We start from the raw sequence: 20,060 nt of genomic DNA, 5'->3' as shown, positions 1-20,060 counted from the left end.
AATGGGTAAAGGCCCGCAGACGGGCAGCACACGGCTTTATGAAGGTCAGACCGGGACGGTGAGAACGCTCTCAATTGCAGAGGCTAGGTCTGAAGGCCGCTCGACGACGGCCAACGCGCCTGCCTGTTCAAGTTCGACCCTGTCACCAAAGCCCCATAAAACACCGATTGCAGGCACTCCGTTCGCCTTGCCACCGGCAACATCGTGCAGCCGGTCACCGATCATCACGGCATTGGCAGCGTCAATCGGCTCGCTCGCCAGAATGTGCCGGATCAGGTCCGCCTTGTCGGCATTGGTGCCATCGGGTGCTGAGCCATGGACCGCATCGAAATATTCCGAAAGGCCGAAATGAGCGAGGATGTCCCTGCTGTAAGACTCCAGCTTCGATGTCGCAAGCGACAGGAAATACCCCGTCTCCACACAGTGAGCGAGCACGTCCCTGATGCCTGGTATGATCTCGTTCTCGAATTTCCCAACCCGTTGATAACGCTCGCGGTAGTGCCCCACGGCCTCCCAGATGCGCGCCTCGTCGTCCGTTTCGAGAAAGGCGGCAAAGGTCACCTGCAATGGCGGTCCGATATGGGAGCGGATGGCATCGTCGTCGGGCGCCGTGCGCCCCATCTTTTCCATCGCATGGCGGATTCCGTTGGAAATGCCCGCGAACGGGTTCGTCAGCGTACCGTCGAGGTCGAACAGCACCGCTGCCCGTTTTTCGTTCTCCGCCATTTCGGGAAAGCTCCTATTCGAATTCCATGATGACCGCATCCACGGCGAGGCTGTCGCCCGGCGCGGCATTGATCTTTGCCACCATCCCGTCGCGCTCGGCGCGCAGGACATTCTCCATCTTCATCGCTTCGACAACGGCAAGAGTTTCACCCGCCTTAACCTCCTGTCCCTCGGCAACTGCGACGGACACGACCAGTCCAGGCATCGGGCAAAGCAGCATCTTCGACGTGTCAGGCGCTTCGCGCACGGGCATCAACCGGTCAAGCTCGGCAATACGTGGCAGCATAACGCGAGCATCGGCAGAGACGCCCTGCCACGCAAGCCTCACACCATTCAGGATGTGCCGCACCTGAACCGCAACCGTGCGGCCATTGACATCGCCTTCCCAGACAGGCTCGCCCGGACGCCAGGACGAGCGCACGGTCACCGGGTCGGCATCGCCTATGCGTATGTCCATTTCCAGTGGGATCGAGATCATGCCCTCGACAAGGCTGACGGACAGATAGTCGTCATCCAGCCGCACCACCCAGTTGCGCTTCAATTCGCCCGAATGCGGTGCAAGACGGCCAGTGAGCCGGTCAAGACGATCACGCCGCAGAAGCTCGACGGCCAGCGCCACCGCAGCCAGCACCGTGCGCTCGGCTGCCATCGGCGGTGGCGGTGCAAAACCATTGGGAAACTCCTCCGCGATAAAACCGGTCGACAGACGCCCCTCGCGCCAGCGCGGATGGCTCATCAGAGCCGCCAGGAAGGGAATGTTGTGTTCAATCCCGTCGATCACGAAACGGTCCAGTGCCTCGCTCATCGCGTTGATCGCGTCCAGCCGCTCGGGCGCCCAGGTGCAGAGCTTGGCGATCATAGGATCGTAGAACATGGAAATTTCCGACCCCTCCGTCACCCCCGTGTCGTTGCGCAGCACGGCATCGCCAAAACGCCCCTCCTCCGGCGGACGGTAGCGGGTCAACCTGCCGATGGAGGGTAGAAAGTTACGCACCGGGTCTTCTGCATAGATGCGGCTTTCAACGGCCCAGCCATTGAGCTTGATGTCCTCCTGACCGAAGGACAGCGCCTCGCCTGCCGCCACCCGCAGCATCTGCTCCACCAGATCGATGCCGGTGACAAGCTCGGTCACCGGATGCTCCACCTGAAGGCGCGTGTTCATTTCCAGAAAGTAGAAATTGCGGTTCTTGTCGACGATGAACTCGACCGTGCCAGCGCTCTGATAATCAACGGCTTTTGCCAGCGCCACCGACTGCGCGCCCATGGCCGCACGCGTCTCGGCATCCAGGAAGGGCGACGGGGCCTCCTCCACGACTTTCTGGTTGCGGCGCTGTATGGAGCACTCGCGCTCGCCGAGGTAGAGGCAGTTGCCCTGTGCATCGGCCAACACCTGGATTTCAATGTGCCGCGGTTCTTCTACGAACTTCTCGATAAAAATCCGGTCATCGCCAAAGGATGACGCCGCCTCCGATCTGGACCGCGCAAAACCTTCGCGCGCTTCCTCATCGTTCCAGGCGATGCGCATCCCCTTGCCGCCACCGCCTGCGGACGCCTTGATCATCACCGGATAGCCGATCTCACCGGCAATCTTCACCGCATGTTCGGCATCTTCGATCAGCCCCATGAAACCGGGGACCGTGGAAACACCGGCCTCTGCGGCGATTTTCTTGGAAGTGATCTTGTCACCCATGGCCTGAATGGCCTTCGGCTTGGGACCGATGAAGACAATGCCCTCTGCCTCGAGCTTCTCGCAGAAAGCAGCATTCTCGGACAGAAAACCGTAGCCCGGGTGCACGGCCTCAGCGCCTGTCTGTTTGCAGGCAGCGATGATCCGGTCGCCGAGAAGATAGCTCTGACTGGCGGCGGCCGGGCCGATATGCACCGCCTCGTCCGCCATCTCCACATGAACGGCATCCGCATCCGCGTCGGAATAGACCGCAACGGTGGCGATGCCCATCCTCCTCGCTGTCTTCATGACCCGGCAGGCGATTTCACCGCGATTGGCGACGAGGATCTTCTTGAACATGAACGATGTTTCCCCCCACGAGCGACGTTGTTTCTGTTTTATGGCTTTGCATGCTCCCGCTCAAGCGTTTCACACGATTGTCGCATGAGAAGCGGGTTTGTCAGATTGCGTCATCCTATGGCCGGTTCGGGCTTGCGGGATATAACAATTCCTGAAACTTTCGCCCGAAACTTTCGTCTTAGATTCCGGACTTGCAGGAGAATTGTCCATGAAAACCCGCGCCGCTGTTGCCGTTCAGGCAGGAAAACCACTTGAAATCATGGAGGTCGACCTCGAAGGCCCGCGCGAAGGCGAAGTGCTGATCGAGGTGAAAGCGACCGGCATCTGCCATACGGATGAGTTCACCCTCTCCGGCGCAGATCCGGAAGGCATCTTCCCGGCGATTCTTGGCCATGAAGGCGCTGGCGTCGTCGTCGATGTCGGCCCCGGCGTGACCAGCCTCAGGAAGGGCGATCACGTGATCCCGCTCTACACGCCCGAGTGCCGCGCGTGCCCGTCCTGCCTGTCGCAGAAAACTAATCTATGCACCGCCATCCGCTCCACCCAGGGCCAGGGCCTGATGCCAGACGGCACGAGCCGCTTCTCTCTGAACGGCGAGAAGCTCCACCACTATATGGGTTGCTCCACCTTCTCGAACTTCACCGTTCTGCCCGAAATCGCGGTCGCCAAGGTCAATCCCGACGCTCCCTTTGACAAGATCTGCTACATCGGCTGCGGCGTGACCACAGGCGTCGGCGCGGTCATCAACACCGCCAAGGTCGAGATCGGCTCGACGGCGATCGTCTTCGGCCTCGGCGGCATAGGCCTCAACGTGATCCAGGGCCTCCGGCTTGCCGGCGCCGACATGATCATCGGCGTGGACCTGAACAACGACAAGAAGGAATGGGGCGAGAAATTCGGCATGACGCATTTCGTCAATCCGAAGGAGGTCGGCGAGGACATCGTTCCCTATCTCGTCAACCTGACCAAGCGCGGCGCGGACCAGATAGGCGGCGCGGACTACACGTTCGACTGCACGGGCAATGTCCATGTCATGCGTCAGGCGCTGGAAAGCGCGCATCGCGGCTGGGGCGAGTCCATCGTCATCGGCGTGGCCGGTGCGGGTCAGGAAATCTCTACCCGTCCCTTCCAGCTGGTCACGGGACGCACCTGGAAGGGCACCGCCTTTGGCGGCGCGCGCGGCCGCACGGATGTGCCCAAGATCGTCGACTGGTACATGGAGGGCAAGATCGACATCGACCCGATGATCACGCACACCCTGTCGCTGGACGAGATCAACAAGGGCTTCGACCTCATGCATGCTGGCGAATCCATCCGCTCCGTGGTGGTCTACTGAGGCCATCACATTGTCTACCATCTATGTGGATGCAGATGCCTGTCCGGTGAAACCGGAAGCAGCCCGTGTCGCCGAGCGGCACGGGCTTGTCATCGTCTATGTCTCGAATGGCGGGCTGCGCCCTTCACGCGATCCCATGGTGCGGCATGTGGTGGTGCCCGGCACCGCCGACGCCGCCGACGACTGGATCGTGGAGAATGCCGTGGCCGGCGACATCGCCATCACGGCGGACGTGCCGCTGGCCGCGCGCCTGGTGGAGATGGACGTGCATGTGCTCGGCCCCAGCGGGCGCCCGTTTACGCCTGAAACCATCGGTATGGCCGTTGCCATGCGCAACCTCAAGCAGGATCTGCGCGAATCCGGTGAGATCAAGGGATACAATCCCGGCTTCACCGCACGCGACCGCTCCGACTTCCTGCAGGCGCTCGACCGCACCGTGCGCCGCGCTTTGAAAGAAAACAGGGACTGACCTCATGAAAACCGTCTCCACCGCCCGCTCTCATGGCGGCGTCCAGGGCGTTTACAGCCACACTTCCAAGACCTGCCAGTGCGACATGACCTTCGCCGTGTTCGTGCCGCCGCAGGCAGCCGGCGGCCCCTGCCCGGTCCTGTGGTATCTGTCAGGCCTCACCTGCACGCACGCCAATGTCATGGACAAGGGCGAATACCGCCGCATGGCCGCCGAACTCGGCATGATCGTGGTCTGCCCGGACACGAGCCCGCGCGGCGATGACGTGCCTGACGAGGCGGACAACTGGCAGTTCGGCAAGGGCGCAGGCTTTTATGTGGACGCCACGCAGGAGCCCTTCGCCAAAAACTACCGCATGTATTCCTACGTCACCGAGGAACTGCCGGCGCTGATCGCCGAAAACTTCCCGGCGGACATGGATCGCCAAGGGATTTTCGGCCATTCCATGGGCGGCCACGGGGCGCTGACCATCGCGCTTAAAAATCCCGACCGCTTCAGGAGCTGCTCCGCCTTCGCCCCCATCGTCGAACCCTCGACGGCGGGCTGGTCGAAACCGGCGCTGGAGAAATATCTGGGAACGGACGAAGCCGCATGGCGCGGACACGACGCCTGCGCGCTCGTTGCCGATGGCGCACGCTTTCCCGAATTCCTGATCGATCAGGGTACGGCGGACAGCTTTCTGGACGAAGGTCTGCGCCCATGGCTGTTCGAAGAAGCCTGCCAAAGGGCTGGCATTCCACTCACGCTCAACATGCGTGAGGGCTACGACCACTCCTACTTCTTCATCTCGACCTTCATGGACGACCACCTCGCCTGGCACGCAAAACGCCTCGCAGCCGGCTATCCTGAATCCCGAGCGTCCTGAATCAGTACGTGAAGCCGATGAATCTCCATCTTACATTCTTCGTCTAACACGCTGCCATAAAACGCTTTTCAGCTGCACCCCAATCGATACGCCGGCACAAGGTTGTGCCGGCGCGTCACTTCCGGCATGCTCGACCGAGAAATCCCGCCATCAGACGGGTCATCCAGCCAAAGATGCTCGACAGAAAAAAACGGAGGTGCCGACCGGTGCAGGACACCGCACATATCTATACAGATTCACCCGACCGCGACACGATGGGCGGCCGTCTTTCCAGAGCACGCGACGCCGTTGGCCTCTCGGTCTCCGAACTCGCCCGCCGCCTTGGCGTGAAGGCCACCACGATACAGGCATGGGAAAGCGACCGTTCGCAGCCGCGGGCCAATCGCCTAGCCATGCTCGCGGGCGTTTTGAATGTAAGCCTCTCATGGCTTCTCCACGGTGTGGGCGTCTCGCCGGCGGACGAAAGCCGCTCCGAGCTCGTCAATGCCGTCTCGGCCAATCTGAAGCGGATTCGCAAACTTCAGGACGAGACGAACCGGCTCGTCACCCAGATCGAGGCCGATCTTGCCCGCGCTGCAGGTGCAGGCTGATAAACAGCAGATGCGAACCGCCAGTGTATTGTGCACAGAAACCATCATGCCAGGGCCAAGGGCCGCGTTATGGCAGGTGACAAACACATCCGCCTGCGCTAATTTCCAGCCGTCGAGGGCAGAAGCCCTGCCTGTCTGCGGGAGAGAGCCAAACCGGATAAGACCGGAGCGGACGCCGAAGGGGAAATCGCCCGAAATCTCTCAGGCAAAAGAACCGTAGACGGGTCAAGACACTCTGGAAAGTCGGGGAGCGATCCCCGCGCCGAAGGTGTAAGCGTGGTCGACAGGGTTCCGGCTGCGCGAGTCTCTCAGGCTTCCGACAGAGGGGCACGGACATGTCGCTGACCGCGGCATGCGTGCGATTCTGGAGGAATGATGAGCGACACGAAACCCCAAAAACATTTGCCGCTGGAAGCGCTGCATGAAGATGCCGGCGCGCGTTTCGGCGCATTCGCTGGCTGGCGCATGCCGCTGACCTACCCTGCCGGCGTCATGAAAGAACACCTGCACACGCGCGAAAGTGCCGGCCTGTTCGACATCTCCCACATGCAGCTTTTCGAGGTCGAAGGCGCCGGTGCCGCCGATTTCCTGTCGCGCGCCTGCCCGCTCGATGCAGCAGCCCTGAGAGAAGGTCAGTCAAAATACACCGTCCTTCTCAATGAGAAGGCCGGCATCATCGACGATCTGATCGTCACCCGCCTTGGCGAAAATCGCTTCATGGTGGTTGCAAACGCTGGCAATGCCGACAAGGACGAAGCCCATTTCCGCGCCATTGCTGGAGATTTCGACGTCTCGTTCACGCCACTCGAACGCGTTCTACTGGCGCTGCAGGGCCCCGACGCAGAAGCCGTCATGATCGCTGCCGGCCTCGATCTGAGCGACCTCACCTTCATGACCGGCACGGAGCCGCGCGAGGGCTGGTTTGCTGCCCGCTCGGGCTATACCGGTGAAGACGGCTTCGAGATCGCCCTGCCCCTCGATGATGCCGAGCGCTTCGCCCGCACGCTGCTAGACGATGATCGCGTTCAATGGGTCGGACTTGCAGCCCGCGACAGCCTGCGCTTGGAAGCGGGTCTTTGCCTGCACGGCCAGGATCTGGACGAAAACACCGACCCGGCAAGCGCCGCGATCCTGTGGGCGGTTCCAAAGGCGCTGCGCGAGGAAGGCAAATTCATTGGCGCGCTGGCTCTGCAGAAGATCATCGCAGATGGCGCAAAGGAAAAACGCGTCGGCCTGAAGCCGGAAGGACGCCAGCCCGTGCGCGCCGGTGCACCGCTCATCAACGAGGCGGGCGAGAAGATCGGTCGCGTCACCTCCGGCGGCTTTGGCCCCTCGGCGGGTCATCCGGTCGCCATGGGCTATGTCGCAAAAACGCTCTCCGAGCCCGGCACCCGCCTTTTCACCGAAGTGCGCGGCAATCGCATCGCACTTGATGTCCACTCCCTTCCCTTCACGCCGCAGCGCTACAAAAAAGGATAACAGCCAGATGAGCCAGACCTATTTCACAGAAGATCACGAGTGGATCAAAGTCGAGAACGGCGTCGCAACCGTCGGCATCACCGACTATGCGCAGGAACAGCTTGGCGATCTGGTCTTTGTCGAGTTGCCGGAAGCCGGCGCCACGCTTTCCAAGGGTGACACCGCCGTCGTGGTCGAATCCGTCAAGGCCGCATCCGATGTCTATGCGCCGGCCGATGGCGAAGTCGCGGAAGTGAATGACGCCCTGACCAGCGAGCCCGCCCTCATCAACTCCGCGCCCACCGGCGATGGCTGGCTCTGGAAAATGAAGCTCACCGATGAGAGCCAGCTTGAAGGCCTCATGGACGAAGCCGCCTACAAGGCGTCGATTGCCTGAGGAAACATTATGCCCCAGAACAACGTTCCTTTTGCCGCCCGCCATATCGGCCCGCGTGGGGAAGAAACCAAGGCCATGCTGGCGGCCCTTGGCGTTCCCTCGCTCGAAACACTGATCACGCAGGCGGTCCCGAATTCCATTCGTCTCGGACGTCCGCTCGAGTTGCCGCCGGCCGCCAGCGAATCCGAGGCGCTTGCCGAGCTTGGCGCCGCCATGCGCCAGAACAGGGTGCTGAAAAGCTTCATCGGCACCGGCTATCATGGCGTGAAGGTGCCGCCGGTCATCCAGCGCAACCTGTTTGAAAACCCGGCCTGGTATACGGCCTACACGCCATACCAGTCGGAGATCAGCCAGGGCCGCCTGGAACTCCTGTTCCATTTCCAGACACTGGTGACGGAACTGACCGGCCTGCCGGTTGCCTCCGCGTCGCTGCTGGACGAAGGCTCGGCCGTCGCCGAAGCTGTGGGCATCGCCTGGCGGCACCACCGTTCCAGGCGCAACAGGCTGGCATTTGCCGGTGACCTCCATCCGCAGACGCGCGATGTGGTTGTCACCCGTGCCGAGCCGCTTGGCATCGAGGTCGATGGCGACACGATCGACGATGACACCTTTGCCCTCATCGTCCCGTGGGCCGACACCTATGGCATCTATGGTGACCACAGCGCCCTCATCGCCAAAGCGAAGGACAAGGGTGCCATCGTCATCATGGTCGCCGACCCGCTCGGCCTGCTTTTGAGCGAAACGCCGGCAGCGCTCGGCGCGGACATCGCCGTTGGTTCGATGCAGCGTTTTGGCGTGCCGATGGGCTTTGGCGGTCCGCACGCGGCCTATTGCGCCGTATCGGACAAGCTGACGCGCCTCATGCCCGGCCGTCTCGTCGGCCAGTCGGTCGATGCGCATGGCCGTCCGGGCTACCGTCTGGCGCTGCAGACCCGTGAGCAACACATTCGCCGCGACAAGGCGACCTCCAACATCTGCACCGCACAGGCGCTGCTTGCGAATATGGCCGCTGCCTTCGCCATCTGGCACGGCCCGGAAGGGCTCGCGGCAATCGCCGAAACGGTTCACGGGCGCGCTGTGCGTCTGCATGCCGCACTGAAGGCCGCAGGCGTAAAACTTGCGGGCGACGTGATCTTCGATACGGTCACCGCCACCGTTCCGGGCAAGGCAGAAGAGATCGCCAGAAAAGCAGAGGCCGACGGGCGGCTCCTGCGTGTCATTGACGCCGACCGGATCGGCATCAACGTGGATGAAACCACGGACGAGGACGATCTCGCGGCCCTTGCGACCCTGTTCGGCGCAACGCTGCCGGAAACGGCGCCCCGGCTTGCCCCCGCTGCAGCACGCGGCGAAGGCTTCCTCACCCAGCCGGATTTCCATTCGCACCGCTCGGAAACAGAGATGATGCGCTTCCTGCGCAGGCTCGCCGACAAGGATCTTGCGCTCGACCGCGCCATGATCCCGCTCGGCTCCTGCACCATGAAGCTCAACGCCGCCGCCGAGATGATGCCCGTGAGCTGGCCGGAAGTGGGCGGTCTTCACCCGTTCGCGCCGCCGGAGCACACGGCGGGCTATCGTCGCATGATCGACGATCTTGATCGCTGGCTTTCGGAGATCACCGGCTTCGATGCGGTCTCGCTGCAACCCAATGCCGGCAGCCAGGGCGAATATGCCGGTCTTCTGGCGATCCGCCGCTATCACGCCGAGCGCGGCGAGGCCGATCGCGACATCTGCCTCATCCCCTCCTCCGCCCACGGCACCAACCCGGCGTCCGCCTCCATGGCCGGCATGCGGGTGGTGGTGGTCCGCTGCACGGACGATGGCAATATCGATCAAGACGACCTGAAGGCGAAGGCGGAAGAGCACGCCGACAGGCTGGCGGCGCTCATGCTGACCTACCCGTCGACCCACGGTGTGTTCGAGGAAGGCGTGCGCGACATGTGCGCGGTGATCCACGAGCATGGCGGCCAGGTCTATTTCGACGGCGCCAACCTCAACGCCATGGTCGGGCTTGCCCGTCCGGGCGATCTGGGAGCGGATGTCTGCCACCTGAACCTGCACAAGACCTTCTGCATTCCCCATGGCGGCGGCGGTCCCGGCGTCGGACCGATCGGCGTCAAGGCGCATCTGAAGCCGTTTGTGCCGGGACATGTGGCGCTCGGCAGCAGCCATGCGGTGGCGGCAGCCCCCTATGGCAGCGCGTCGATCCTGCCGATCACATGGATGTATATCCGCATGATGGGCGGCGACGGCCTCAAGCGCGCGACAGAAATGGCGATCCTCAACGCCAATTACATCGCCCACAGCCTGAAAGAGCATTACCCTGTGCTCTACAAGGGCCGCAACGACCGTGTCGCGCATGAGTGCATTCTCGACACGCGGGTCTTCAAGGATCGCGCCGGCATCACCGTCGACGACATCGCCAAGCGGCTCATCGACTACGGCTTCCATGCCCCGACCATGAGCTTCCCCGTCGCGGGTACGCTGATGGTGGAGCCGACGGAATCCGAGCCGAAAAGCGAGGTCGACCGCTTCTGTCAGGCGATGATCTCTATCGCCAGGGAAGCCTCGAAGGTGGAAAAGGGCGAATGGCCAAAGGACGACAATCCGTTGACCAACGCACCGCACACCGCGATGGAGCTGATGGGAGACGAATGGAAGCATCCCTATAGCCGCAGCGAAGCCGCCTTCCCCGAAGGTTCGCTGGCGTCCGCATCCAAATACTGGCCGCCGGTCTCGCGCGTCGATAATGTCAGCGGCGACCGCAATCTGGTCTGCGCCTGCCCGCCCATCGAGGCATTGGCGAGCTGACCAGCACGAAACGGATCGTCTCCCCATCTGGGGAGATGATCGCCCATTTTTGCCGCACCTCTTGGCTGCGGCCTGCGCTTTCTGGTAAAGCGTCGTCCACACACTCCGAACGGAACCGGAACAGGCTTCGCTTTGCCTTGGAATCCATGGCAAACTGCGATGTGATTCGCGGACAGGACACCACACGCTTCATGGACGACAACAACGACCTCTTCGCCGGAATGACCGCCAATGTGGAACGTGCGAAAGCACCGGAGCCGGCAGCCCCCGAGCACAAGCCCGCTGCGCGCCCCGCGCCGTCTCCTTCGCCTGCTGCTTCCGGCGATGGGTACAGCGCGGCCGATATTGAGGTCCTCGAAGGTCTGGAGCCTGTCCGCCGGCGTCCCGGCATGTATATCGGTGGCACCGACGACAAGGCGCTGCACCACCTCTTCGCCGAAGTCATCGACAACTCCATGGACGAGGCGGTGGCCGGTCACGCCACCTTCATTGAAGTGGAACTGGACGCGGAAGGCCATCTCGCCGTCACCGACAATGGCCGCGGCATACCGGTCGACCCGCACCCGAAGTTCAAGGACAAATCGGCTCTCGAAGTCATCATGACAACGCTGCACGCCGGCGGAAAATTCGATTCCAAGGTCTACGAGACCTCCGGCGGCCTGCACGGCGTCGGTGTCTCGGTGGTGAACGCGCTCTCCGAAATTCTTGAAGTCGAGGTCGCGCGCAATCGCCAGCTCTTCCGCCAGACCTTTTCGCGCGGCCTGCCGCAGGGCGGGCTTGAAAAGCTCGGCGACGTTCACAACCGGCGCGGCACAAAGGTGCGGTTCAAGCCGGATGAGCAAATCTTCGGCAAGGGCGCCAAATTCGAACCGGCGCGGCTCTACCGCATGGCGCGGTCCAAAGCCTATCTCTTTGGCGGTGTCGAGATACGCTGGGTTTGCGCGCCTGAGCTTATCGGCGAGAAGGACGAAACGCCGGAAAAGGCGACCTTCCACTTCCCAGGCGGTCTCAAGGACTATCTGAACGCCTCGCTGGACGGCCAGTTTCAGGTCACCAAGGAGGTGTTTTCCGGCCGCAGCGAAAAGAGCTCCGGCCATGGCGCGGTGGAATGGGCGATCACCTGGTATGGCGGCGACGCCATGCTCAATTCCTACTGTAACACCGTGCCCACGCCGGAGGGCGGAACGCACGAGACCGGTTTCCGCAATGCGCTTCTGCGTGGTCTGCGCGGCTATGCCGAACTCACCGGCAACAAGCGGGCCTCCATCATCACTTCGGAAGACGTGATGATTTCGGCAGCCGGCATGCTCTCCGTCTTCGTGCGCGAGCCGGAATTCGTCGGCCAGACCAAGGACAAGCTGGCAACCGCGGCTGCCATGCGCATAGTCGAAAACGCCGTGCGCGATCCCTTCGATCACTGGCTGGCGGAAAACCCGCAGGAAGCCTCCAAGCTGCTCGACTGGGTGGTGGCCCGCGCCGACGAGCGCCTGCGCCGCCGTCAGGAGCGCGAGGTCAGCCGCAAGAGCGCCGTGCGCAAGCTGCGCCTGCCGGGAAAGCTCGCCGACTGCACCATGGGTGCGGCAGCGGGTGCCGAAATCTTCATCGTCGAGGGTGACTCGGCTGGCGGCTCCGCCAAACAGGCACGCAACCGCGCCAGCCAGGCCGTTCTGCCGCTGCGCGGCAAGATCCTGAACGTCGCCAGCGCCGGCACCGGAAAACTGGCCGCCAACCAGCAGATCTCCGACATCACCCAGGCACTCGGCTGCGGCACGCGCTCGAAATACCGCGAAGACGACCTTCGCTACGACCGCGTCATCATCATGACGGACGCCGATGTCGACGGCGCGCACATCGCCTCCCTGCTGATTACCTTCTTCTATCAGGAGATGCCGCAGCTCATCGAAAACGGGCATCTCTACATGGCCGTGCCCCCGCTCTACCGCATCAGCCAGGGCGGCAAGACCATGTATGCGCGCGACGATGCGCATAAGGACGAGCTTCTGGAAACCGAGTTCACCGGTCGCGGCAAGGTCGAGATCGGCCGGTTCAAGGGCCTTGGCGAGATGATGGCGAGCCAGCTCAAGGAAACGACCATGGACCCGGCCAAGCGTACATTGCTGCGCGTTACGGTTCTGGACGGTCAGGAAGCGACGAAGAGCACCATCGATTCCCTGATGGGAACGAAACCCGAAGCACGCTTCCGCTTTATTCAGGAGAATGCAGAGTTCGCCGAAGAACTGGACATCTAGAGCATCGGCCCGAAAAGTGGAATCCGGTTTTCGGGCTACTCCGATTCTCCATCAATAGTTTAGATCGTTGTTCCGGGTTCAGGCAGCGGCGATAGCCTGCGCCTGCACGCGGGCGTTTTCACGCAGCGCGTCGAGATGGATGGACCTCAGAAGGCCGGCCAGTTCAGCAGCATCCTGTACCGGGCCCGACTGCCCGGGCGTTGCACCGATGCTCTCCAGCATCAGCCATGAGACTTCCTGTGCGCCCGCCAGGCGCTTTCCCTGCGCCACTTCGCGCCAGACGGACAGAGCCCGGATGACGGGCCGGTGAACGGGCTTTGCAAGCCCGGCCTTCTGCAGCAGCGCAGCCATCGCCAGGTCGCGGCCATTCACCAGAAGCCCGCTGATCCGGGCCAAAGGCTGCCCTGTCAGGGTCATGAGAACATGACCGAAGAAATCGATCTTTCCATGCGCCACCAGCCTGACGATGAAACTCGTTGTCAGGTCTCCGCGAATGCGCAGATGCTCAACCATTGCTCCGTGTTCTTCCGGATCGATGGTCTCGATCAACGTAAGCGAAGCACGGATACATGCGTCCCGCGTCAGCTTTTCCGCCCGTGCCGCCCCCACCAGCGCCCGCACGAGCGGCGCGTCGCGCAGGGCTTCTCCGAGCTGCGTCAAAAGCACATGGCGGCAATCGGAGGGAAGACGGGGGTCGGCAGCCAACGCCTCGCGCAAAGGTGCATTGCTCCCATGGCGCTCGATCATGCGGCGGAAGCTCACGGCTGCAATGTCTGCGCTCGGGTTTTCGGCCAATGCCAGGCAAGCCTCGAGCGATCCAACCTCGGCGATGGCCGCCGAGACACTCATGCTCAATTGGGGACGTCGCGCTATAAGGTGTTGCGTCCCCCCGCGCCCGTCAGCCACCCGGTCGATCAGGTCAGGGTCGGACAAGACCGGCGAGCGGGCCAGGATCGGGGCTGCAACATCCGGCTGATCCGCCGCCAGGGCCGCCACCACCTGCACCGGCGCGTGTCGGCTCATGGAGAGTGCCTCCGCCAGCGCAGACCGCACTTTTGAAGAAGGATCGTCAAGCAGGGCTGTCAGCGCCGCCTCGGCGGCGTAGCGATCCTCGAACGGAAGCTCTCCGTCGAGATAGGCTCTGGCAAGAGCTGCCGCCGCGCCCGCGCGTTCAGCCACTTTTGCCGTCTGCGTCCACTTGAGAAAATGCTGAACCACCTGCACCGAAGTCACACTCCCGCCCTGTCTGAACCGAACCTAGCGCGAATTCGTATAGGAAACGTTTACCATAAGTGCCCGCTTGCAGGGTGCGGCCGGCCCGCCTATCAAGAAGCTGAAGATCGTTTCGGAGCAGGACGGGAGGAGCGGAATGGCCGGCCTTTATCTTCAGGAGTTCCAGCCGGGACAGGTGTTTCAGCACACGCTGCGCAAAAGCGTCACCGAAAGCGACAACATGCTGTTTTCGACCATGACGCTGAACCCCCAGCCACTGCACATCGATTTCGCCTTTGCCGAGAAGACCGAATGGGGCAAGCCGCTGGTCAACTCGCTCTTCACCCTCGGCCTGATGATCGGCATTTCCGTCCACGACACCACACTCGGCACAACAGTGGCCAATCTTGGAATGACCGAAACCAGCTTTCCCCACCCGGTGTTCCATGGCGACACCATCCGCGTGGAGACAGAGGTGAAATCCGTGCGCGAATCGAAATCCCGGCCCGATCGCGGCATCGTGGAATTCGAGCACCGCGCCTACAATCAGGATGACACGCTGGTGGCCCGCTGCCTGCGCCAGGCGATGATCCTCAAAAAGAGAGATGCCTGATGCGCTCACTGCTCTTCGTGCCCGGTGATTCTGAACGCAAGCTCGAAAAGGCCATCAGTTCGCAGAGCGATGTCCTGATCGCCGACCTTGAAGATTCGGTCAGCCTCGACAGCAAGGCAGAGGGGCGGCGCATCGCCGCGGTCTTCCTTCAGTCGGCGCGCTCGCGCACGAATGCTCAGCTTTACGTTAGGGTGAACGACCTTGCGACCGGATTGACCGAAGACGATCTGGCTGTCGTCATGAAGGCCCGGCCGGATGGCATCATGCTCCCCAAGGCCGAAGGCGGGAATGACGTCGCGCGTCTCGCAGCGGCGCTGCGTGTTCACGAAGCAGAAAACGGGATCGAAGACGGCCGCACGCGCATCCTGCCGATTATCACGGAAACGGCGCTGGGCGTTCTCAACGCCGCCAGCTACCGGGGTTCCAGCGACCGGCTGGCCGGGCTGACCTGGGGCGCGGAAGACCTGTCGGCCCATATCGGCGCGCTTGCTGCGCGCCATGAAGACGGAAGCTATACGCCGCTCTTCCAGCTCGCCCGCAACATGACGCTTCTGGCGGCTACGGCGGCAGGCGTTCCAGCGATCGACACCGTGTTCCCGAACTTTTCGGATACAGAGGCGTTCACAAGGGATTGCCAACTGGCTGCCCGTGACGGTTTCGTTGCCAAAATGGCCATTCACCCTGCGCAGGTCGAACCGATCAATACCATCTTCACGCCCTCGGATGAAGAGGTGGCAAAGGCCCGCGCCGTGGTGGAAGCCTTTTCAGCCGCCGGCAATGCCGGCGTGGTCAACATCGGCGGGCGGATGTATGACCGCCCGCACCTCGCCCTTGCCGAACGCGTTCTCGCACGCGCGGCTGAGGCATCATCGGCCTGACAAAGACATTAACCGTCCTTCCACTGCGGGCGCGTCATCTGAAAGACCTCGGTCACAGTCGAATAGTCGCGATACCCCAAGCGTGCCATATTGCCGGCTGCCACCGCATCGAACAGCCCGTCTTTCAGCACCGCCTCGCTGATATGGACGCCCACCACCTCCCCGGTAACGACAATCACGCCTGCCGGCGAACCGTCGAGCCCCAGGGGGCATCGTACCTCGGTCACCCTGCATTCGAGCGCCGCATGGCATTCGGCAACACGTGGCGGTTTCACAAGCAGCGAGGGTGCTTCCGTGAGCCCCGCATAGGCGAACTCGCTGACACCGCGCGGCGCATCGACGGAACTGGCATTCAGCTGCTCCGCCAGATGATGACTGGCAAGATTCACGACAAACTCGCCGGTCTCTTCTGCATGCGTGGCGCTGTCCTTCGCCCCTTCCGAGGAAAAAAACACCAGATGCGGATTGGACGAAATCGCATTGAAAAAGGAATAGGGTGCCAGATTGGCCTCCCCCTCCTTCGACAGTGTGGAAATCCACCCGATCGGGCGCGGCGACACTATGGCCTTGAATGGATCGTGCGGCAGGCCATGCCCCTTGGACGGTTCGTAAAACATCACGCCTCCCCTCACGCCTCCCATGGCCCGGCATAGTCGGAAACGATGGTCTTGAGCTCGGGACGCGGGCGCTCCAGAAGCTCCACATCATAGGAACCGATATGCACGAACCCGACCACCCGTTCGCGCGGTGCAAGTCCCAGAATGCGGCGGCCTTCGGCATCGTCCGAATACCAGTTGGTGATGAGATTCGTGCCGTAGCCCAGCGCATTTGCGGCAATCATCAGGTTCATCGCAGCCATGCCGCCGGACAGAAACATCTCCCATTCGGGAATGGTCGGGCTCTCCTTCGGCACGCAGACCACGCCGATGACCAGAGGCGCACGCGAAAACCGCGTCCGCTCCTGCTCGATCCGCGGCTCCGGCAACGCACCCTCGCGCTCGATGGCGCGTGCGGCCAGCGCCTCGCCAATCTGCCTGCGCACATCGCCACGATAAAGAATGAAGCGCCATGGCGTCAGCCGGCCATGATCGGGCACGCGCGAGGCCACCGTCAACATGGTCTCGATTTCCTTATCGGTCGGTGCCGGTTCCGCAAGATCCTTCACCGGCGTAGAGCGGCGCGCGAGCATGAAATCAAGCACGGATGGGTGCAATTGTCTGTCTCCTGTGGGATATGCATGGCCTGAAACAGCCAGGACGGTTTGCACAAGCTGGCGGCTCGTGGAAACCAGATCGCACAAACGCCTTGAAATTGCCACCGCCTTGGGCTTCATGTCGGACATGCGCAGTCCTTTAAGAACGACACTTTCCATTCTCGCCCTGTGTGCCTCATTCGGGATGGCGGTTCCCGCCCATGCACAGGATGATGCGGCAGTGGCAGTCGATGGTCTGCGCCTGCCGGGCCTCAACAATTACGCTCCTGCCTCGGTGGACGATGCACTGGCCATTGCCGATACCGGCGAGGTCACGCTCGTTGCTCATTTGAACGAAGGCGGCGAGGAAATCCCGAACGGTCTTGTCTGGCGCATTTTTGGAACACAGCCGGGCGCCGACGAAAAACTCCCGCTCGTTGCCACAGCGCGCGGCGGTAACGGTGTGTTCGAGCTTGCACCGGGCAGTTACCTCGTCCACGCGGCCTACGGTCGCGCTGGCGTCACCAAGCGCATCACCGTCGGTCGTGAGCCGGTGCGCGAGGATCTCTTTCTCGATGCGGGCGGGCTCAAGCTGAACGCGATCCTGCCCGGCGGCGTGCGAATTCCGCAGAACCAGCTCCGCTTCTCGATCTACGAGGCGAGCGAAGACAATATCGGCGATGGAACCCTGATATTGCCCAATGTCGAGCCGGGCAGCATCGTGCGCCTCAATGCCGGCACCTACCATGTCGTGGCGAAATATGGAGCGATGAACGCCGTCATCCGCTCCGATATCCGTGTCGAGGCCGGAAAGCTGACTGAGGCAACGGTCGAACACCGCGCTGCCGACCTTACCATGAAGCTTGTCCGTGAGCGCGGCGGCGAAGCCATCGCCGACACTGCGTGGTCCGTACTCACCGACACCGGCGAAATCGTCTACGAGACGGTCAGCGCCTATGCCTCAATGGTGCTCGCTGAAGGCGACTACACCATTGTCGCCAAGAACCGCGACCGCATCTACCAGCGCGACTTTTCGGTCGTGCCCGGCCGCAATCAGGACGTGGAATTGCTTCCGACGGACCTGCTCGACACGCGAAACCAGTTTCCCGACTGATTCCCCCCTCAAATGAAAAAAGCCGCGCAAAAGCACGGCTTCTTTCCATTTGGTGAAGTCCTGAAAAGCCTTAAGCGGCAGCCGCCCTTGCGGCCCTGCGCTTCAGGTCAGGCGGCGTTGCCTCGTCGGCCAGCATTGCGGTCACATCGGCCAGCGACATGGACGCCTGATCGCGGCTGCCCAGCCGGCGAATATTGACCGTGCCTTCTTCCGCTTCGCGCTTGCCGCAGACGAGGATGACCGGAACCTTGGCCAGCGAGTGCTCGCGGACCTTGTAGTTGATCTTCTCGTTGCGCAGATCCGCCTCGGCCAGAAGTCCGGCCTCCTTCAGCGCCTCCGTCACTTTCAGCGCATACGCGTCGGCATCGGACGTGATGGTCGCCACCACCACCTGCACCGGCGCGAACCAGAGCGGGAAGTGACCGGCGAAATTCTCGATCAGAATGCCAAGGAAGCGTTCCATAGAGCCGCAGATGGCCCGGTGCACCATGACCGGCTGCTTCTTCTCCGAATCCTGATCGATGTAGAACGCACCGAAACGCTCCGGCAGGTTGAAGTCGATCTGCGTCGTGCCGCACTGCCATTCGCGACCGATCGCGTCCCTCAGAACATAATCGAACTTCGGCCCGTAGAACGCGCCGTCACCCGGATTGATCGCGGTCTTGATGCGGCTGTCGGATGCAGCGATCTTCTTGAGAACGCCAGCCATGATCTCCTCGGCGTGATCCCACAGCGCATCCGACCCAACGCGCTTTTCAGGGCGCGTGGAGAAGAAAACGGTGATCTCCTCAAAGCCGAAATCGGCATAGGTGGAGAGGATCAGATCGTTGATCTTCAGGCATTCGGCTGCAAGCTGGTCTTCCGTGCAGAAGATGTGCGCATCGTCCTGCGTGAAGCCGCGCACGCGCATCAGGCCGTGCAGCGCGCCCGAAGGCTCGTAGCGATGCACATTGCCGAACTCGGCCATCCGGATAGGCAGATCGCGGTAGGACTTCAGGCCGTGCTTGAAGATCTGCACGTGACCGGGACAGTTCATCGGCTTCAGCGCGAAGGTGCGGGTGTCTTCCGCCTCGTCGTCCGCGCATTCCACCTTAAACATGTTCTCCTTGTACCAGCCCCAGTGGCCGGAGGTCTCCCACAGGCTCTTGTCGAGTACCTGCGGCGCATTCACCTCATCATAGCCATCGGTCGCAAGCCTGCGGCGCATGTAGCTCACAAGGCTCTGGAACATGCGCCAGCCCTTGGAATGCCAGAACACGACGCCCGGCCCCTCCTCCTGGAAATGGAACAGGTCCATTTCGCGGCCAAGGCGACGGTGGTCCCGCTTTTCGGCCTCTTCCAGCATGTGGAGATACTGGTCGAGCTCTTCCTGCGTCTGCCAGGCCGTACCGTAGATGCGGGTCAGCATCGGATTGTTGGCGTCGCCGCGCCAGTAGGCGCCGGCCACCTTCATCAGCTTGAAAGCCTTGCCGATCTGACCGGTCGAGACCATGTGCGGTCCCCGGCAGAGGTCGAACCAGTCGCCCTGCGCGTAGATCTTGACGTCCTGGTCCTCGGGGATCGCGTCGATCAACTCGACCTTGTAGCTCTCGCCTTTTTCGGCGAACACTTTCTTGGCCTTGTCACGCGACCAGACTTCCTTGGTGAAAGGCTTGTTGCGCGCAATGATCTCCGCCATCTTCTTCTCGATGACCGGCAGGTCCTCGGGCGTGAAAGGCTCATTGCGGGCGAAATCGTAGTAGAAGCCGTTTTCGATCACCGGGCCGATGGTGACCTGGGTGCCGGGCCACAACTCCTGCACGGCTTCGGCGAGCACATGCGCGGCATCGTGCCGGATAAGCTCCAGCGCACGCGGGTCGTCGCGGGTGATGATCTCAAGTTCGCCGGACGTGCCGACGGGCTCGGAAAGGTCGCGCACCGTGCCATCGAGCGCATAGGCGACAGACTTCTTTGCCAGCGACTTGGAGATGCCGGCAGCAATGTCAGCGCCGGTCGTCGCCGCGTCATATTCACGAACGGAGCCATCGGGAAATTTTAGGGAAACGGCCTCGGCCATCAGTCTTCTCCTTATCCAGTCCCGCCAACGAGCGCGGGTGGTTTGGGCATTTTGGGTTTGCGGGCTCG

17 protein-coding genes and 1 riboswitch are annotated in these 20,060 nt (G+C 62.2%); of the genes, 11 read left to right on the top strand and 6 right to left on the bottom strand.

The annotated features are described in order from the left end of the window. Positions 1 to 45: 45 nt before the first annotated feature. Entirely contained in the window at positions 46 to 726 is a 681-nt protein-coding gene (locus KUG85_RS01700; protein ID WP_223003937.1) for an HAD hydrolase-like protein, read from the bottom strand. Positions 727 to 739: 13 nt separating this feature from the next. Continuing rightward, complete coding sequence (locus KUG85_RS01695; protein ID WP_223003936.1) at positions 740 to 2,752, bottom strand: acetyl-CoA carboxylase biotin carboxylase subunit; 2,013 nt, start codon at positions 2,750 to 2,752, stop codon at positions 740 to 742. A 208-nt stretch (positions 2,753 to 2,960) separates the two neighbouring features. Here KUG85_RS01695 and KUG85_RS01690 point away from each other — a divergent pair, with 208 nt between their 5' ends. From KUG85_RS01690 to parE, 8 genes are all read left to right on the top strand, one after another. Beyond that, the gene (locus KUG85_RS01690; RefSeq protein ID WP_223003935.1) at positions 2,961 to 4,088 is read left to right on the top strand and encodes an S-(hydroxymethyl)glutathione dehydrogenase/class III alcohol dehydrogenase; all 1,128 of its coding nucleotides are present in this window, start codon (positions 2,961 to 2,963) and stop codon (positions 4,086 to 4,088) included. 4 nt (positions 4,089 to 4,092) lie between these two features. Beyond that, a complete protein-coding gene (locus KUG85_RS01685) occupies positions 4,093 to 4,557 on the top strand; it encodes a YaiI/YqxD family protein (protein WP_171900056.1) in 465 nt (154 codons plus the stop codon). 4 nt (positions 4,558 to 4,561) lie between these two features. Next, positions 4,562 to 5,422: an S-formylglutathione hydrolase gene (fghA, locus tag KUG85_RS01680; protein WP_223003934.1), complete on the top strand. Its 861-nt coding sequence runs from the start codon at positions 4,562 to 4,564 to the stop codon at positions 5,420 to 5,422. Positions 5,423 to 5,628: 206 nt separating this feature from the next. Next, positions 5,629 to 6,012: a helix-turn-helix domain-containing protein gene (locus KUG85_RS01675; RefSeq protein ID WP_223003933.1), complete on the top strand. Its 384-nt coding sequence runs from the start codon at positions 5,629 to 5,631 to the stop codon at positions 6,010 to 6,012. A 128-nt stretch (positions 6,013 to 6,140) separates the two neighbouring features. Then, a riboswitch (glycine riboswitch) is annotated at positions 6,141 to 6,239 on the top strand. A gap of 148 nt (positions 6,240 to 6,387) precedes the next feature. Next, entirely contained in the window at positions 6,388 to 7,491 is a 1,104-nt protein-coding gene (gene gcvT, locus KUG85_RS01670) for a glycine cleavage system aminomethyltransferase GcvT (RefSeq protein WP_223003932.1), read from the top strand. Between the two features lie 7 nt (positions 7,492 to 7,498). Beyond that, positions 7,499 to 7,867, top strand: a complete 369-nt coding sequence (gene gcvH, locus KUG85_RS01665; protein WP_065815128.1) for a glycine cleavage system protein GcvH — start codon at positions 7,499 to 7,501, stop codon at positions 7,865 to 7,867. 9 nt (positions 7,868 to 7,876) lie between these two features. Continuing rightward, complete coding sequence (gene gcvP / locus KUG85_RS01660; RefSeq protein WP_223003931.1) at positions 7,877 to 10,678, top strand: aminomethyl-transferring glycine dehydrogenase; 2,802 nt, start codon at positions 7,877 to 7,879, stop codon at positions 10,676 to 10,678. Positions 10,679 to 10,869: 191 nt separating this feature from the next. Then, complete coding sequence (gene parE, locus KUG85_RS01655) at positions 10,870 to 12,927, top strand: DNA topoisomerase IV subunit B (protein ID WP_223004471.1); 2,058 nt, start codon at positions 10,870 to 10,872, stop codon at positions 12,925 to 12,927. 78 nt (positions 12,928 to 13,005) lie between these two features. Here parE and KUG85_RS01650 read toward each other — a convergent pair whose 3' ends face one another. Next, positions 13,006 to 14,151 (bottom strand): DUF2336 domain-containing protein, encoded by a 1,146-nt coding sequence (locus KUG85_RS01650; protein ID WP_223004470.1) that lies wholly within the window; start codon positions 14,149 to 14,151, stop codon positions 13,006 to 13,008. Between the two features lie 145 nt (positions 14,152 to 14,296). Between KUG85_RS01650 and KUG85_RS01645 the strand changes: the two genes are divergently transcribed. Next, the gene (locus KUG85_RS01645) at positions 14,297 to 14,752 is read left to right on the top strand and encodes a MaoC family dehydratase (RefSeq protein ID WP_223003930.1); all 456 of its coding nucleotides are present in this window, start codon (positions 14,297 to 14,299) and stop codon (positions 14,750 to 14,752) included. Continuing rightward, positions 14,752 to 15,630, top strand: coding sequence for an HpcH/HpaI aldolase/citrate lyase family protein (locus tag KUG85_RS01640; protein ID WP_223003929.1), 879 nt, complete (start codon positions 14,752 to 14,754; stop codon positions 15,628 to 15,630). Before KUG85_RS01645 ends, KUG85_RS01640 begins: the two co-directional genes overlap by 1 nt. Before the next feature lie 8 nt (positions 15,631 to 15,638). Here KUG85_RS01640 and KUG85_RS01635 read toward each other — a convergent pair whose 3' ends face one another. Next, complete coding sequence (locus tag KUG85_RS01635; protein WP_223003928.1) at positions 15,639 to 16,247, bottom strand: flavin reductase family protein; 609 nt, start codon at positions 16,245 to 16,247, stop codon at positions 15,639 to 15,641. 11 nt (positions 16,248 to 16,258) lie between these two features. Beyond that, positions 16,259 to 16,819 (bottom strand): nitroreductase family protein, encoded by a 561-nt coding sequence (locus KUG85_RS01630; RefSeq protein ID WP_407673644.1) that lies wholly within the window; start codon positions 16,817 to 16,819, stop codon positions 16,259 to 16,261. 208 nt (positions 16,820 to 17,027) lie between these two features. Here KUG85_RS01630 and KUG85_RS01625 point away from each other — a divergent pair, with 208 nt between their 5' ends. Next, positions 17,028 to 17,936, top strand: a complete 909-nt coding sequence (locus KUG85_RS01625; RefSeq protein WP_007008208.1) for a hypothetical protein — start codon at positions 17,028 to 17,030, stop codon at positions 17,934 to 17,936. Between the two features lie 70 nt (positions 17,937 to 18,006). Here the strand turns inward: KUG85_RS01625 and thrS are convergent, their stop codons facing one another. Further along, positions 18,007 to 19,992, bottom strand: a complete 1,986-nt coding sequence (gene thrS / locus KUG85_RS01620; RefSeq protein WP_223003926.1) for a threonine--tRNA ligase — start codon at positions 19,990 to 19,992, stop codon at positions 18,007 to 18,009. Positions 19,993 to 20,060: the final 68 nt, after the last annotated feature.

It is taken from the genome of Nitratireductor rhodophyticola (genome assembly GCF_019891355.1).
GTDB classification, from domain to species: Bacteria; Pseudomonadota; Alphaproteobacteria; order Rhizobiales; family Rhizobiaceae; genus Nitratireductor; species Nitratireductor rhodophyticola.
This window is presented reverse-complemented; position numbering and strand designations above follow the sequence as displayed.